This is a genomic window from Vibrio sp. Vb1574 (assembly GCF_033338675.1).
Map to the genome: position 1 here is coordinate 14429 of NZ_JAWOTC010000012.1, position 15921 is coordinate 30349.

At 48.0% G+C, this 15921-nt stretch carries 13 protein-coding genes; all 13 read left to right on the top strand.

Going from position 1 to position 15921, the window contains the following annotated elements; genetic code table 11:
- Nucleotides 1-89 precede the first annotated feature (89 nt).
- Nucleotides 90-962: a phage tail protein gene (locus tag R7O12_RS10565; RefSeq protein WP_158157464.1), complete on the top strand. Its 873-nt coding sequence runs from the start codon at nucleotides 90-92 to the stop codon at nucleotides 960-962.
- 57 nt (nucleotides 963-1019) lie between these two features.
- Entirely contained in the window at nucleotides 1020-1481 is a 462-nt protein-coding gene (locus R7O12_RS10570; protein ID WP_158157462.1) for a hypothetical protein, read from the top strand.
- Nucleotides 1481-2740 carry a hypothetical protein gene (locus R7O12_RS10575; RefSeq protein ID WP_158157460.1) on the top strand — a complete coding sequence of 420 codons (1260 nt, stop codon included), beginning with the start codon at nucleotides 1481-1483 and terminating at the stop codon, nucleotides 2738-2740. The genes R7O12_RS10570 and R7O12_RS10575 overlap by 1 nt, the downstream gene beginning before the upstream one ends.
- Nucleotides 2741-2812: 72 nt before the next feature.
- Nucleotides 2813-3931 (top strand): hypothetical protein, encoded by a 1119-nt coding sequence (locus R7O12_RS10580; RefSeq protein ID WP_169628945.1) that lies wholly within the window; start codon nucleotides 2813-2815, stop codon nucleotides 3929-3931.
- 97 nt (nucleotides 3932-4028) lie between these two features.
- Nucleotides 4029-6662, top strand: coding sequence for a hypothetical protein (locus tag R7O12_RS10585; protein WP_169628944.1), 2634 nt, complete (start codon nucleotides 4029-4031; stop codon nucleotides 6660-6662).
- Nucleotides 6663-7026: 364 nt separating this feature from the next.
- Entirely contained in the window at nucleotides 7027-7350 is a 324-nt protein-coding gene (locus R7O12_RS10590; RefSeq protein WP_169628943.1) for a hypothetical protein, read from the top strand.
- A complete protein-coding gene (locus R7O12_RS10595) occupies nucleotides 7347-7760 on the top strand; it encodes a hypothetical protein (protein WP_069497785.1) in 414 nt (137 codons plus the stop codon). The genes R7O12_RS10590 and R7O12_RS10595 overlap by 4 nt, the downstream gene beginning before the upstream one ends.
- Nucleotides 7753-8379, top strand: a complete 627-nt coding sequence (locus R7O12_RS10600; RefSeq protein ID WP_169628942.1) for a hypothetical protein — start codon at nucleotides 7753-7755, stop codon at nucleotides 8377-8379. Before R7O12_RS10595 ends, R7O12_RS10600 begins: the two co-directional genes overlap by 8 nt.
- The gene (locus tag R7O12_RS10605) at nucleotides 8376-13169 is read left to right on the top strand and encodes a hypothetical protein (protein ID WP_169628941.1); all 4794 of its coding nucleotides are present in this window, start codon (nucleotides 8376-8378) and stop codon (nucleotides 13167-13169) included. Before R7O12_RS10600 ends, R7O12_RS10605 begins: the two co-directional genes overlap by 4 nt.
- Nucleotides 13170-13237: 68 nt before the next feature.
- Nucleotides 13238-13741 (top strand): hypothetical protein, encoded by a 504-nt coding sequence (locus R7O12_RS10610; RefSeq protein WP_169628940.1) that lies wholly within the window; start codon nucleotides 13238-13240, stop codon nucleotides 13739-13741.
- 133 nt (nucleotides 13742-13874) lie between these two features.
- Nucleotides 13875-13997, top strand: coding sequence for a hypothetical protein (locus R7O12_RS10615; protein ID WP_258500649.1), 123 nt, complete (start codon nucleotides 13875-13877; stop codon nucleotides 13995-13997).
- A gap of 66 nt (nucleotides 13998-14063) precedes the next feature.
- Nucleotides 14064-15473 carry a hypothetical protein gene (locus tag R7O12_RS10620; protein WP_169628939.1) on the top strand — a complete coding sequence of 470 codons (1410 nt, stop codon included), beginning with the start codon at nucleotides 14064-14066 and terminating at the stop codon, nucleotides 15471-15473.
- Between the two features lie 96 nt (nucleotides 15474-15569).
- Nucleotides 15570-15902, top strand: coding sequence for a hypothetical protein (locus tag R7O12_RS10625; protein WP_169628938.1), 333 nt, complete (start codon nucleotides 15570-15572; stop codon nucleotides 15900-15902).
- Nucleotides 15903-15921: the final 19 nt, after the last annotated feature.

Here is a 15921-nt window from a genome sequence, read left to right on the forward strand (position 1 = left end):
TTTTCGCATGCGAGAACTTTAAAACATGTCATCCCCTAAAGTTTTCGCATGCGAGAACTTTAGGAAACACTATCCTGTATAGTTTTCGCATGCGAAAACTTTCAGACCAACAAGGCGAAAATATGGCATTTGGAGACTTTAGAAAATGGCTATCTGGCCAGCTAACCAAGGCGCGTCAAAAGGAAACCGCTTGGGTAGATTTAGCAAGCGCGATCGCAGAGTCAATTGAAACCCACGTAGAGTCATACATTGAAAAGCTTAAGGCACGTTCGTCTCTGTACGAAATGGATAAAGAGTCGCTGCTAGAAGATATTAGAGAGCTGCGAAAAATCTTCCCACTAGGCGAAGTGGCCGATGAGGACTTGCCGCACGTTGTGATGCAGCGTAAGGACGAAATCCACTTTAAAAAGACCATCTACCCGCTTATCTCTACGCTCGCGCGTGAGTTTAAAGGGCTACGTGTGAAGTGGGAACGAATCTACGCACCAGTAGACCAAGAGCGATTCCCATACGGCACGTTCTTAGTTCCCGAGTCAGAGTTAGAACTGCAAAACGGACTAAACCCGAGCGACTTTTTCCTGACCAGTCGCGGCGCGATTCGAATCCCTTTGAATGACATTGCAGGAGAGGACGGTATCACCGAGGAAGCCATTCGAGCGTTCGAAGCAAAAATCAGACGAGTGGTACATCCACTTATCCCGCTACGCATCGTTTTAGATGGCCAATTGTACTCAATCGAGTTCGAAGTCATGGATATGGTGGAAATTCCCCACTATTCCGACCATGTTACGGTTGGAAAACAGGTGGCGACCGATATAGAATCAACACCAAGCTATAAACAGGACTTTGTTCGGACTGGAACGACGACACAGGAAGAACGTCCAGTTAGCCCGATGTATGGTACACCTCGAATGGATGCTATCCCCTTGGATGCGATCTCCATTGATAGACGGTACTATTAATCCCTATTCCTATTCCCCGTCCCATTAAAGCGCCACGACTTATACGAGGTCGTAAAGGTGCTTACACAAAAAGTAGTCCTATCGCAGTGTGAACTGCTTAACCGTTATTACGACGAACGCGCCTTGTCGTCGTTGCCTACCAATGGTACTGAGCCTTATTTCCAATTTGGCGATCTTGAATGGGGTTTTGACCTTATCCAAGAAATTGAGGGCAAGCCTAGCTGCATGCCTATTCCACTGGACAAGAAAACCATTGAAAACGTGTTTTACCGTTCTAAGGCCAACTATGCCTATGTGAATGGCAACATCGTGATCACGGCAAACTTGCCAGCGGGTACGCTAGCAGAAGATGAACAACACCAGTTCTCTTGCGTGGGCGTGAAAGATGCAAGTGGCGGCCTAATTCTGGTGGCTGTCACGCAACCAGTTTGGATTTACTCAGACCGTGGCCTATCGATTGAAATCGTGATCAACACGGCTCGCACGGATAGCGCTAGAGTGGCGCAGGTTGGTGCATAATGAGTCGCCCAAACTTCGAAGAAACAATCATCATTCCGCCACTGCTAACGGACTGGCAAGCGCTACCGCTTATCACCGATACGCAGTACCTAGAACCACTGGCCAGTAACAGCTTAAACCGCAAATTTTACGGCATCGTTCGCGCTGGTATTTTCCGTGGTTTTGAATGTGCTCCGGCTGGTGGAATGAAACTGCGTGTGAGCAGTGGTGAAGAATTTGGCGTGGCGCTGGTTGAGCGTGACGACTACATCCTAACTGTTCGCCAGCAACACGATATTGATGTGGAAATTCCGGCGGGTGCTACGTCATACGTGGTGCTCGAAGCGTTCTATAAGTTCGGCGTAAAGACAAAGCAAGTCGATTTAGCGTCCGACATTGAAGCGTCAGAAATTAAGGTACTGCCACTGGAATCGGTCGAAGATCATCATTTGATTTTGTGCCGTGTCACCGTGCCGGATACCGCTAGCCAACTGGAAAGCGAACACCTTAACTTTGATGACCGCAAGCAAGGCGGCTATGACCTCGAAGGGCACATTTCACATCCAGACCCACACAATCAATATGCGATGCGCGCCGAGGCTAAAGCGCACTACGCAGACCGTGAAAACCCGCACCACGTAACCAAAGAACAAGTTGGCCTTGGATTGGTAAACAACTGGGCGGCAACCAGTGAGATTAACGTAGATAGCGATCAGCTGTATGCCACGGCAAAAGCGATCAAGTTAGTCCACGATAAAGCGGTCGCAGCCTACAACAAAACGGTTGAGCATTGGCCATATATTGCGGCTGGTGGCGAGACAAGAATCGCATTGCCTTATGAAGTGCCAGAAGTGGATGCAATGTCTATTCAAGGCATTGTGCAGACCAAAGGCAGCGCTTGGCAGTTCCTCAAAGACACGAACGAAGTCGAAGTGGCCGAGCCACTTGAGGCGGGTGATGAAGTGGTGATTACGCTTGGTTCGCCATCGGCAACATCAAGCACGATCATTGCCGAGCTTCAAGAGTACATCGATAAGCTTGAATCCATCATCAATAGCGGCGCTACTGGCTCGCCTATGGAAGTATTCCATAGCCACTTCCCTAATACCTCGAACACATTCGCTATCCCGCCAGCATTTGCAGAGCGAGCGATTAAGCTTGTGTTCCTACAAGGTGTGCAGCAATCGAAAGACTTTGCTTACACCATTGTGCCGGACACTGGTGTTATCCAGTTTGTTGACGAAATTGCAGCAGGAACGGAGATCACCTTGGTCGGCTAATCAGTTTTCAAATTCCCCTAACCCTATTCCCCATAAATGCCCTTTTTAACTAACAAATAAATTGGATCTTTTATGGCTACACAAAACAAATTAACTCGCATTAACCGTCTAGTTTCTGACTTAACAGCACAAGACGTTGGCGCATTGCCAGTAGGCGCTCGCGCGGCAGACGCATCAAAACTTGAGGGCAAAACTAAAGCTCAAGTTGTTAGTGAAGCGCGCGCGAACCTTGTCCCTACCTCTCGCACTATCAATAACAAGCCACTAACAGGTGATGTGACTCTGACTCACTCAGATGTGGGCGCAGCGCCAGCAAGCCACACGCACGACTACATCCCTAACAACAAGAAAGGCGTTGCAGAGGGCGTGGCTACGCTAGATAGCACAGGTAAGATCCCACAAGGCCAATTGCCAGCTATCGCTATCAAAGAAACGTTCCCTGTTAAATCAGAAGCGGAAATGCTTGCTCTGACAGCGCAAGAGGGTGATATGGCAATCCGTTCGGATCTGCGTAAATCATTCGTTCTTATGCGCCAACCAGCAAGCACACTAGCGAACTGGCAAGAACTGTTAACGCCAACAGATGCGGTTTCATCTGTTAACGGCCAGCGCGGTAACGTAGTGCTTGAAGCTACAGACGTAGGTGCAGAGCCAGCGTTTAGCAAAAACACAGCGTTCAACAAAAACTTTGGTAATGCCGCTGGCACAGTAATGGAGGGTAACGACTCTCGCGTTGTGAATGCAGTACCAAAGACTCGCACTATCAACGGTCACGCGCTAAGCCAAAACATCGAGCTAACAGCAGAAGACGTGGGCGCGCTAGGCGCTGGCGAAACTGCCGCTAACGCTGCGAAACTTGAGAACTCAACAAAAGCGCAAATCATTTCAGAAGCACGTAGCGGCCTTGCTGCTAGCGGCGCGTCATACACCAAAGCGGAATCTGACGGTAAATACGCGACCAAATCAAGCGTAGCCGCAACAATCAAAGACGCGATCCGCACTGTCGATATTACGCTAGAAGCGGCATCAACTACCGTCACTCTACCCGCAGGTACTATCTCTGCCGTTCTTGTTCTAAGCGTATGCGGTGTAATGCAAAACGCAGGTGTATGGAGTCTATCTGGCAACACAATTACGTTCGGTGAACAGCTACAAGCTGGCGACATTGTGACTGTTATCGGCTTCAAATAAGCCATGCCCTTTCCTTTCCTACTTTCCCCACTAACAACGTGGCTCCGGCGCTTTGTCGGAGTTGCTAGTCAATGAATTGAGAAAGGCATATTTCTGAATGGCATTAAAAAAATTGACTCAAGTTGGTGGTAGTCCGGCTCGCAAAATTCGTGAAGAAATCGCTACGAAAGTTGATGAGCATGCTAGCAAGAAAACAAACCCGCACGGAGTCACAAAGGCACAAGTAGGCTTAGGTAACGTACCGAACTATCCGGCCACCAGCTCGGTATCGGACACGTCCAATAGCAAACTTGCGACCGCTGGTGCTGTTAAACAGGCATACGACAAAGGCGTTGAGGGTTTAAATCGCGGTAACGCTGCTTATGACCGAGCGGAGCAAGCAGAGACAAACGCGAACAAGCACACCGACGACCGTATCAGCACTTTGATTGGTGGTGCGCCAGCAGAAGCGCTAGATACAATCAAAGAGCTAGGTGATGCGTTAATGGATCAAGAAGATGCGGTAGCGGCCATTACAACCAATATCGCTCAACACAAATCCGACACATCAAACCCACACAAGGTAACAAAAGCTCAAGTTGGCTTATCCAACGTACCTAACTACGCATTCACGGCGGCGATTAACGATGCCAGTGACGTGAAATTTGCGGCGGCAGGTGCAGTTAAGAAAGCGTATGACCTTGCAGCGTCGAAGATGACTCAAGCGCAAGCCGATGGCCGCTACCTGAAACTTGCAGGTGGTACATTAACTGGCGGCCTACTCATCGATGAGGGCGCAAGTAACGTCTCACAACTTCACTTAGGCCATACAGGTAAGCGATTCCATATAGAAACGAAAACCGATGGCACCTTTGAGGTTGTGGAGAGTGACGTTTCAAGTCGATTGAAGATCCGCAAAGGTGGTGAAACAACGCTATACGGCTCACTAAGCACAACAGAGTCGGTATCTTCCAACCGTAGCGTTGAAGTGCAAGGTACTAGAGCTGGTAATACGGTTCCATCAACCGACCATGTAAAAATGGATGGTTACGGTTTGATTGGTAATCGCCAAATTATGTATCTAACTAACGGCTCAACCGACGCAAAAGCCGAGGTAAAAATTGGTGTAGGTGGTGCGCACAACTCAACGCCCGCATACCTAACCCTAAATAAGAGCAAAGTAGTCAGTAATGTGCCTATAGAAGTATCAGGTAGCAAGGTAGTTACCGAGGCATTCAACCGTACAGAGGTTGTGCGCACCTCTTTAGGTAGTGACAACTCTTGGTGCTTGGTTGCCAATGTAACGATGCCTCAATCAAGCTCTACTGCGGTTATTGAGTTCTTTGGTGGTGCTGGCTTTAACACTGACTTGCACTATCAGTCGTCACGACACCAAATGATTCTGCGAGCCAGTAACGGAAGCCCTAAAGGTCTAAATGGTCAGGTTATTACAGACCATCCTAGCGGCTTGCCATTTAGTGAGTTTGGTTGGGTGAATACTAGCGGTGATAATTACGCTATCTATGTAAAAACACGTAGTGCCTACAGTACGAACATCCTAATTCGATACATGTGTAGTCACACCATTACGCCTTACGTTAGTAACAAAGGTGCAACTCAACCAGCGGGTATTGTCAAAGGGCGAATGGTCACTAGCTATACGTCTTACAATAAAGACTTAGGTGCAATTAACTCTGTTGATGGAAAGGGTTTAGAGCTCAATTACTCTGCAAAGAAAACTTGGATTGGCTCACGCAACACATCCTACTGTCACATGGAGACTGAGGCCGCAAGCGGCTTTTATTCTTACTCCGCGTTCACCTTTGCTAAAGGGATTGATGTAATGCTCAATCAGAGCATTTCATTAGGTGGGCGAGCTGCATTTCGTAATACAGACGGCAACTGGCTTCGCATCAATGACTTAGCTAAGTTTACTTCTGGTGTCTTTTTCGGTAGCTCATTGGTTCGTACTGATGGTGAGTTTACTGCGGGCTCTTGGTCTGCCAGTGCAAGGGTGGCTCGTGTTGCGCCTAGCTTTTACGACGGTACTTGGGGTGGTAATGGAGTAGCCGCTTTCAGTGTCAACAAGCCTGACAGTACAGGTGCTCATTGGGCTTTTGCCTCTTACTACGATGGAACTAACATTCGTGCTGGTATTCAGATTCTTACAAACTCTGATGGTCGAATTAGATTCTACACTAACCGTAGAAGCAACTACGTAGAGGTATATGGCGGTAATGTGTATGCGGGTTCGCCTCAAAGCTCGGCAGCTCATTCATTAACACGTAAAGACTATGTAGACGCTAAGTTTAACAGTATTCCAACAGCGCCCGTTGGCGATATTATGGTGGGCAACGATCCATCAAACACGACATCTGGTGTGCTACAAGGTCATGTTACTTGGCATGCTCGCAACTGGGCTGGACGCACAACGGAGTCTGCATCGCTAATGACTTGGGTTAACCCAACAACAGGATTTAAGGTTGTAAAAGCTGGCACATATTACATCGAATTTACTGACTATAGACGAGTGCGTGCTACAGGTCAGGACGACACTGTTTCAGCTCGCATCCAAGTTAACAACGCGACGAAAATTACCAATAGTTGTACTGCTAGGGATAACGCATTGGCAACTCCAACCGCTAAATGGGTAGGCCACCTTAACGTAAATGACACGGTGAGGTTCATTTCTGTAGGTGGTGAAATAATAGTAGGAGGTGGCCATTTTACAATTCGCTACATCAAGCCATAACCATCAACCAAAGGGACACAATGCTGTCCCTTTTTTCTTGCAAAAGTTTTCGCATGCGAGAACATTGGCGCATATTGATGCGAAAACGAAATTGGATATAATCCAAATCTCTCAAATATAGATTTCACCTCATTGTTTCCTCGTGGAATGTTTTGCTCGCGTTGCCGCGCGACAAAACGGTTGGATCAGCCTCTCACTCACTCGTTGGGTGAGAGGTTTTTCTTTATGTAGACCGTTGATAAATCTCTTTTTCCCCTAAACGAGCCCTATTTTATAGCCTTTAAAAAGTAAGTAACGCCCGTCTATTGAGCAATCACCATCATTCCGAATACACTTTGCAAGACACATATAAAAGGGGGGTTTAATGCCAGTATCAGTTGTTGGTGAGAGCTTTGCTATTAGCGTTCTGGCTCTATCCGTCCTCAGTGGTGTTGGGTCATATCTCCAAGGCATACGCGAGCAACGTTTGGCTGGTGGATTCCTTGACTTTTTAACCGAGCTAACGCTGGCGTTGGTGGTCGGTTTGATAGTCGCTTACTTGTGTGACAGTGAGGGTGTGGAGTCTGGTTACACCAGCGCGCTTGTCCTCATCGCGTCAAACAACGGAGCAGACTCAATTAACTTTATCCGCAAACTAACTAGCCACACGTTAGCGAGATTCTTTAATACCGGAGGGCAAGGCAAATGATGGAATTTGCAGTAATTGGCCTAGCCATTGCTGACCGATTTTTGCTTAAACGAAACGCAGTAAAAATACTGCATGCAAACCAGATGGACGATCCCGAAGTGATTCGATTCGTTCTTGGTTATCAATCTAACCGAGCTATTACGAATGGGACATTAACCTATTCGTTGCGAAGTAAGAAACGACCAAAAGCCGTCATTACTCGCACACGTAAACTCGACTTTTCACACGCCGGAAATAACAGCGAATACCTAACGTTCGACCGCAAATTGCTTGAACGTGAAGCAGGGGAAAAGCTACACGGCGAGTGGATTCTGGACGTGAAGATTGAGCGCTCCTGTTCCCTAATCAATCCGCTATACAAAATCTTCCCTACCTGTACGACATATTCAGAGGAATTTGAAATTGCGTAACAACAGCAAGTTTGCACTAGACCAGTCGCACAACTATGTGGTGGTCGATTTTGACAACGTGACCGAACGCGGCCTTAAGAGTCTGATCACTGCGTTAAAACAAGCGGGTGCGACTGTTACAGACGTAGAAGCCTCGAACAAGAAAACGAGACGAGACGGCGAGACAGTAAAACGCGCCAAACTGTTCTTTGATAATGGTCAGTCCATGACGCTGTTTGTGGGTGATGAGGGTGACATTTACCAAATGACACTGAACAACACGAAACAGCCTATCCCAAGCGTGAAGAACGAACGCGAGCTTGCGCGTGAAATGGTTCGCCTAATGGAGCGCAACCAAAGCAAGTTTGACAAGCAAGTAGCTCGCAAAGCGGCACAGGCCGTTAAAGACACCTCAGACATTCAACCAGCCACACGTTCTATTGCTAAGCGATTGGAAGAAGCCAAGGCAGCCGAGCAGGTTGCACAATCCAATTACACCAACGCCCTAGCCGCTCGGGACAGCGTTCGCACCAAGTTGGAAGAAGACCAACGCCGTGTAGCCGAACTTGAAGCTGCATTAGAGCAAGAGAAGCAAGAAACCAAGGAACTTGAAGCGCAATTAGAGGCGGCCAAAGCATGATGTTTACCAGTCAAAATCAAATCAAGATTGTGGATCGCATCGACCATCTAGCTAAAACGCTAACACCGGAGCAAATCGAAGCGGTACTGCAAGGTGAAAACGCCGACCAAATCCTAGAAGCACTATCGCTTGAGGATTTGGAGAACACTTACCTATACCAGTGCAAACCAGTGCCTCAAATGATGCTAGAGGCGTTCAAATCAAAAGCGTCAAAGCTTGAGTTTCGTGCTCAGCAATTTGGTAAGCACTTGGAACGTAAAACCCCTACGCTATCGGTAGAAGCTGTAGAAGTGGGTAAACCGCGCAAATCTGGTGCGGTCGCTGTTCAAATGGTGAAAATCCCATTCTCGGATGGACAGAGCATTTCTATTGCGTTCCATGCGCCGGATAACGATCCGCTAAAAATAAATCCAGATGACACGCTAATCGCGTTCCGCTTCCTAATGAACTCGCGCGATATTACTCACGTAGTCGCGCCAAAGGGCAACATGGATTTGTCTCTTAAGGAAGTGACCGACAAGCTAGCGCAATTGCTTGAGAACAACAGCGAGAAATTTGTCGCCGCTAAGGCCAAGAAAGACGCTGACGCAAAAGCACTGGAAGAAGCGCAACAAAAGGCACAAGAGCTCGATGAGCAAGCCGCTCAGCTAGGCGAAGAAACAACAGACTTGGAACAGAAACTTGATGAGCTGGCCAAGAAAGAGAAACGCCTAAAAACTCAGATTGCTACGCAAAACGAAATCCAAGAAGAACTACGCAAACAGCTTGCTGCTATCAAGCCAGCAGCAAATACAGCAGCGACCAATGTGGACGCTGGTGGCAGTCCGTCTCAAGTGATCGAGCAATGGGACGCTTCATGGACTAAACAAGAGAAACGCGACTTCATCATTGAACGCGCTTTCAATGGCGATCTCGATGCCTTTGTTAAGCAGCTAAGCCAAGAGTTTAAAGACTCATTAGAGTTTGCAGGTGCAGCAAATCAAAACGTTCCTAGCACTTATTCAGAGTCGTACATCAATGATGTGATTTATGACCTCGATAAAGGTGCTATGACGGTATCAGAGCTTTCAGAGGCTAAAGAATACATCCGTGATTCAATTGAAGATGATTTTCCTCAGTTGTCAGACGAAGAACGGGAACGAAAAGCGAATATCGAGCGCAAACAATGGCTATTGGCTCTTATTGGCCGCAAGACTATTGCTAAAGGTTGGAAGATGGATAAAGGCGAAGACAGCGAGCCGTTTGTCTACTTCGAAGCGCCTGACGCGAACGACGATGATAGCTTTGGCCAGTACATGATCCACGCGCGCGATAACCAAACCTTGGCTGTCACTTACGGCGAGGGTTCACCGCTTGCTGGTGGCGACGATCTACAAGGTTGGGAAGCGGCTAAATCGCTTATTCTGGCTGACTACGACCGTGAATCTAAGTTGCTTCAAGATACCGATGACAGCAACGAAGAACCGCAACCAATTGAGAACGACGAGCCAAACGCGAACGACCAAGACAAAGACGAAACCACAGCTAACCTATTCTGGTATGGCCTACGTCTACGCCCTTATGGCTTGGGTACAACGCCGCCACAACATCAAGTGGTTAAGTACCTCGATCCAGAATCGGCTAAAGAGCAATTCGCTGACGCTGGTAATGGCATTCGCCACGGTGCGATCGCTTATGACCAAAAACTGCCACCAGATCTAGTAAGCAACTTTGACCTAGAGCCGCTATTTGGCATGATTGAGGGCGACCTAGAGGAAGCGGAGCGCATCGCAACCGAAGCGCTAGACCAATGGGTTGAGGACAAAGGCGTTGATGAAATTCCTCAGTCTACGCTCGATACCCTAAAACAAGTGGGCTTCAAAGCAGCGTTCGCTAAGCAGCTACGCCAGCAACCGGAAATGAAGAACCGCAAGGAAAATCCAAAAGCGTACAAGCTATGGAGCGCATCGATTGACCTTGTGACACCGGAAATGATTCAAGAGATTGCCGAAGACCTAATGCTGGTTCAAAGCGATGCTGAATTACAGCGCCAAGCAGAACACACGCAAGGCCGCATGCGCTTCCAAGAAACTGCCCTATCCAAACTTAAGGATATGCAGTCAGTAAACCCAAGCGATCGCAAACGTCTTGTTATGCTGGCTGACCTAACGCTAGGTACTGGTAAAACGCTAAAACGTGGCGAGAAAGTGGATGACCAAGCTAAGCGCATTTCAGAGCAAGCGCACCTAGTGGAATCACTACAAGGTGAAACCCTAGCGTCATTGGAAGCGCAATTTAAGAACCGCAAAGAGATCACTGATTTCCTAACGGCTCATCGCATCCCATTTAACCGCCGTGCGAAACGTGCTGACCTACTGCAAGCTATCTTGAACTACCGTGACGGATTCTTTAGTGCAACGGCGAAAATGTTCGACCTACGCGCGCTACGTGGCGACCTATACGAGAAGTTTGAGAACGGCGAAGCGTTGGTACTGGATGACGTAGAAAAAGCGTTTAGCGCGACTACGGTTTACCATGAGGGTGACGTAGCTTACACCAAGGCAAAAGGTGAAACCGTAATTCCAGCAATGGCAGACCAAGGCGAGGACTACCAAAAAGTTGAGCGCTTCATTAAGGCGATCGATGACGGTAGTTACCCTGACCTATCCGAACTAAGTTCAGATGAGCTCTTTGCTCAGCACTACGCAATGGCGAGTGTTACCAACCAAGACATCCTGGCAATTCATGGTTTTAGATTCTTGGATAACGATGAGCAGATCGACAATGAACAGATGGCGCGCGCTATCCATAACTCAGTCATGCCATTGTGGTACACAAAAGCTATCGAAGCGGAATACGAAAGCCGTGGCTTCCCTAGCCTTGCTGCATTGCCTGACTTGAACCATAAAGGCCAATTCAAGGCGACACGCGAGAAGCGCTACGCACCAGTAGGCACTACTGGCCAAGCTGACTTTAGCGTTATCGATACGTACACAGGCAAGGTGCTAGAAACTGGCCTAGAGGGCGCAGCAGCGCAGCAAAAAGCGACTCAACTAAACGACCAAGCAGTGAAAGAAAGCACTATTGCAATCTTTAACATGCTTAAGGACGGCAAAACGCTTGAGCAAATTGCAGAGACGGAATACAGCGCACCACTTGAGCCTGTCAGTCCGGCTATGTTCACCACAATCAACGGCTTTGAATCATTGTATTCAACGCTGGCCATTAACGGCTCAGGTTCGCTTCACTCGCGCCCAACACTACGCGAGAACGCCGACAAGCTACTGGCCAAGGTGGACGATGACGGCAAGATTAACGGCATTGCGCTAACCGAAGAACAAGAGAACCAAATGGAAAATACATTTGGCTACAGTTTCTTCTCTGCGAAGTCGAACAAGGGTAAAGAGCTACGCTTTATCGCTAACACCAATTCTCGCAGCTACCTAACGGTTGACGGTGCGAACAAACTGCTTGAGCTATTGGGTGCTAAGAACGCCGTAGAATCTGACACAGCAGATGAAGTGAGCAAGGGTGCATCCGAGGAAGAAAAACAACTTCTCGCACTAGACCCAACTCAATATTCATTTGGCTCAATCTACGAGAAAGAGGGCATTCGAGATACGGGTGAAATCGCTAAGCGAATCCGCGCCTTTATCGCTCAGCTTAAGAAAGCTGGCAAAATCAGTAATGACGTTAAAATCTCAGTACGCAAGCCTCGCTACGGTACACTAGATCTAACGCTGACTGACTTGCCAAGAAACGTCATGCTCTACAATCCAGCTTACCTACAGTTCGAGATTGATAACCCTAACTCGCCAACGCCACACGGTATGAGCCGTTATACCGAAGCAGTAGATCAGCTGATCGAGTTCGTTAACGCTTATGTAGGCCAATACGACTACAACAACAGCGACACAATGACCGATTACCACGATCGCAATTTCTTTGGTGGCCGCCTAACCGTGGACTTTGATTTTGGTAAAGAGCGCAAAGTGGTAGAGCTCGCGTCTCTAACTGAAATTCACCAGCAAGGCGAACAGGCAGAGGATGACGTACTAGACGTTAACTCATTCCGTGAAAGCCTAGACGAAGAAGAAGCGAAAGCACTTGAGCAGCTAGAAGCCTTTACCAACCTAGAGCTAAAACTTGGTAAGCAGGAAGTGACATTCCCAACAGGCCGAGTGAAGTCGATTAATGCGAAAGATGAGGACGGACTAACTTACAGCCTAGACGTTCTGTTCGACATTCTAGCGACCGACTTAAGCGAAAAAGCGAAAGCTCAGCTTGAGACGATTAAGGGCTGGCAATCTGCGGATACCTACTACAACGAAAAAGGCGCATTGGCACAACCAAGCGTTGCGGCTGGCATCCATTCAGTAAATGGCTCTGTACCAGCGAACGTGTACGCTCCGTTAACCGTGCGTTCATGGCTAAACGAACGCTACGTTGATATTTACCCAATCGCTAAAGATGGCGAGTACAAGTTCGCGCTATACCAAGGCAATGACTTGATCGGTGAATTTGACGATACAGCGGAAATGGAAGCGTTATTAGTGAAAGCGTTCAATCTAAGTAGTGAAGCGCCTCAATCTGAAACAGAGGGTAATAACGAAGAAATGGAACATGTAGAGAAACTAAAAGAAATCCGAGATTTCACTGGTGAACCTACGCCGGAATTGGTTGATGAGTTCCAAACCGCACTAGAACAAGCTTACGCCTACTTCGAAGCTAACGACCAAGTGGCAGAGAATGAAGCGTTGATGGATGCCGCTCTAAGCAACATCACCAGCATGATCCAAGCGCAAATCTAATCACAACCAAGGCCGCCACATCGGCGGCCTAAACCGGAGAGAATCAAGTGTTAAGCTTAAGAGAAAAAATGACGCTCAACCGCGATGCTGCGGGTTTGTTGAAAGAGCTTAAGAGTGGCCAGCTATCGATTGGTGAACGCATCAAAAAGAACCGTGAGCTGGTGGAAATTCTTAATAAACTGACTGGCGATAACTACGTTGTGTACAAAGATGGCGAAAGCTTCCAGTTTGGTTACAAGGGGCATATCGCGCGAGGTTTGGACTACTGGAAAAACGATGCGGGTTCAGCTAAGAAAAATGGTGGCTTTGGTAGCTGGTCGCGCGCTGACCGTAACAAGGCTATCAAGACTCTTACGAAGCACATCGAGCAGAATGAGCGCGACAATGGCGAACGTCCAGTTGAGCAAAGCGATCTAGTTGCGAGATTCCTTGCTGGCGAGTTTAATAACGCCAAACCATCGGTGTTTGTTGATGTAATGCGAGACGTTCACTCAGAGGGCTTGGAGCTAGATAGCATCAAGCAAAAAGCGATTGAATGGTTCGAGCACAATCCTGACAAACTGGCCGCTTAAGTTTTCGCATGCGAGAACTTTTTTGCATGGAGCGCGAAAAACACGGATGTTTTCGCATGCGAGAACTTTAAAGAATCCCGTTCGATATAGTTTTCGCATGCGAAAACTTTTCAGAGAACTTGAGAAAACGACAATGAATGTTTTAACTAAAATCCGAGCAGACTATTACTACAAGCAATCTCTAAACCTTGCACTGGCAACTAGTGAGCGTCACAACTACGCCAAGGCGCTTTTCGCATTGCTTAAGAGTCTTTAATCCTTTTTCCCTGTCCCAAAAGTTTTCGCATGCGAGAACTCGCCACTCCCAACCGGAGCGGTCAAATTGAATCAACTCACATCAATTAACGCCGAAATCAAAGAGGCAAAAAACATCAATGACCTAGCCGAGATTGTTCAACTGTACGCAACAGACAATCCAAAACCCAAGCTAGGTCGCACCAGCTACGTGGTGACAGCAAAAGGCGACGAAGTAGAAACAGGATTTAAAGTCGTGGAAGCCAGCGACCTTATTCCATCGAACGATTTGGACGGTCGAATCAATCCGAATTTTCCACAAGAGCTGCAACCGCGCGACCGTACTCGCGTATCCTCAAAATTGCAGATCTCAAAGATGGCCAACGATTTGCGCCCACAACAATTAACGGATTCTGGACTATCTAGCCACGGCGCACCGATTGTTGGTGCAGATAATGTGGTGGAGTCGGGGAACGGTCGAACCATCGCCATCATAAAAGCGTATCGAGAGGGCAAGGCTGAAAAGTACCGCCAGTTCCTAATCGACAATGCGGAGCGCTTCGACCTATCACCGGAGAAAGTTGAGAGCATGCGCGAGCCAGTGTTGGTTCGAGAACGTGTTACCCAAGTTAACCGTGCTAAGTTTGCCCGAGATTCCAACCTCTCTGACTTGCAACAAATGAGCGCAGCCGAGACGGCTTGGGTTGACGCAGAGCGCATCGATGACCGCATGATTGCCCTGTTCCAGCCGAGCGAAACAGGCAACCTTTTGGCCAAGTCTAACCAAGGATTTATAAACAGCTTCCTAACCGAAATTGGGGATAACTCAACCGCCGGACTACTGACCGAAGATGGCCGACCAACCAAACAACTGATTGAGCGCATGCAAAATGCCGTGTTTGCCAAGGCGTACAAAAACGAGAAGTTGGTGAAGCTGGTAGCCGAGGAAGCCGATCCCGAAATTCGCAATATTCTGAGTGCGCTAAACGGCGCAGCAAGCGCGTTTGTTGAGATGCAATATCTTAGCGGGGAAGTGCATAAAAACACGTCTGAAACGCTGGCAGAGGCCGTGGAAATTAACGCTTCACAACCTGACCTCGCTAAGTCAGCTCTTGACTCGCTGGTGCAAGCAACCGAGCTGGTAAGACAGGCAAAAGAGTCCGGCCAACATATAGACGAGCTATTGGCTCAGTCCGGTTTGTTTGGCGACAACGATCCCGAGGCCGAAGCGCTGGCGAGATTCATTGCTGCGAACAACCGAAGCGCAAAACGCATGACATTGGCCTTTAAAACGATGGCCGATGCAATCAATAGTGAGCTGCTTCACCAAGGGCAAGCGCTAGGGGATATGTTTGGCGGTGGCGGTGCGTCGCTTATCGATATTCTTGGCCGAGTGAATCAAGAGCTGGAAAACGAGGGCGTACAAACAGGCTTTATGTTCGAGTCTGTTCTGCGACCGGACGAACTTGCAAGAGTCCATTATGCAGCTATAAAATAGGTCTAGGCTTCCAAGCCTGTGATAACCTAGAAGACACGACAAAAACGCCAGATTTAATTGTCAAATCTGGCGTTTTTGCATTTAAGGGAGTAGGGGATGTTTACCATAAGGCATCGTTACCATTACGGGCTAATCGACATAAACGAGGACGGCGTTGCCGATGGCCATTCAGTCGCAGAGAACGAGATCCCCGCTTTAAGGAAAGATGGAGAATATATCTACAGGCCATTTAGAGGGGCGCTAGATAATATCTATCTACTGCATGTCCAAAAGGTAAAGCTGGTGAATATCGTCGCTTATTGCGATGACGAACTAGGGCTATTTGGCTGGCAAGACGTGCCACTCGATCACTATGTGGTTGGTGTCTACCGTGACGGCGGGTACTACGTCTTAACGAAAAACGGGCAGCTAATTAGCCACCCGCTTTAAAAGTTTTCGCATGCGAGAA

Bases quoted from the DNA above. Each gene is read 5' to 3' on its own strand.
- R7O12_RS10565 (WP_158157464.1), top strand. From the start codon at position 90: ATGCGAAAACTTTCAGACCAACAAGGCGAAAATATGGCATTTGGAGAC.
- R7O12_RS10575 (WP_158157460.1), top strand. From the start codon at position 1,481: ATGAGTCGCCCAAACTTCGAAGAAACAATCATCATTCCGCCACTGCTA.
- R7O12_RS10580 (WP_169628945.1), top strand. From the start codon at position 2,813: ATGGCTACACAAAACAAATTAACTCGCATTAACCGTCTAGTTTCTGAC.
- R7O12_RS10585 (WP_169628944.1), top strand. From the start codon at position 4,029: ATGGCATTAAAAAAATTGACTCAAGTTGGTGGTAGTCCGGCTCGCAAA.
- R7O12_RS10590 (WP_169628943.1), top strand. From the start codon at position 7,027: ATGCCAGTATCAGTTGTTGGTGAGAGCTTTGCTATTAGCGTTCTGGCT.
- R7O12_RS10595 (WP_069497785.1), top strand. From the start codon at position 7,347: ATGATGGAATTTGCAGTAATTGGCCTAGCCATTGCTGACCGATTTTTG.
- R7O12_RS10605 (WP_169628941.1), top strand. From the start codon at position 8,376: ATGATGTTTACCAGTCAAAATCAAATCAAGATTGTGGATCGCATCGAC.
- R7O12_RS10610 (WP_169628940.1), top strand. From the start codon at position 13,238: ATGACGCTCAACCGCGATGCTGCGGGTTTGTTGAAAGAGCTTAAGAGT.
- R7O12_RS10615 (WP_258500649.1), top strand. From the start codon at position 13,875: ATGAATGTTTTAACTAAAATCCGAGCAGACTATTACTACAAGCAATCT.
- R7O12_RS10625 (WP_169628938.1), top strand. From the start codon at position 15,570: ATGTTTACCATAAGGCATCGTTACCATTACGGGCTAATCGACATAAAC.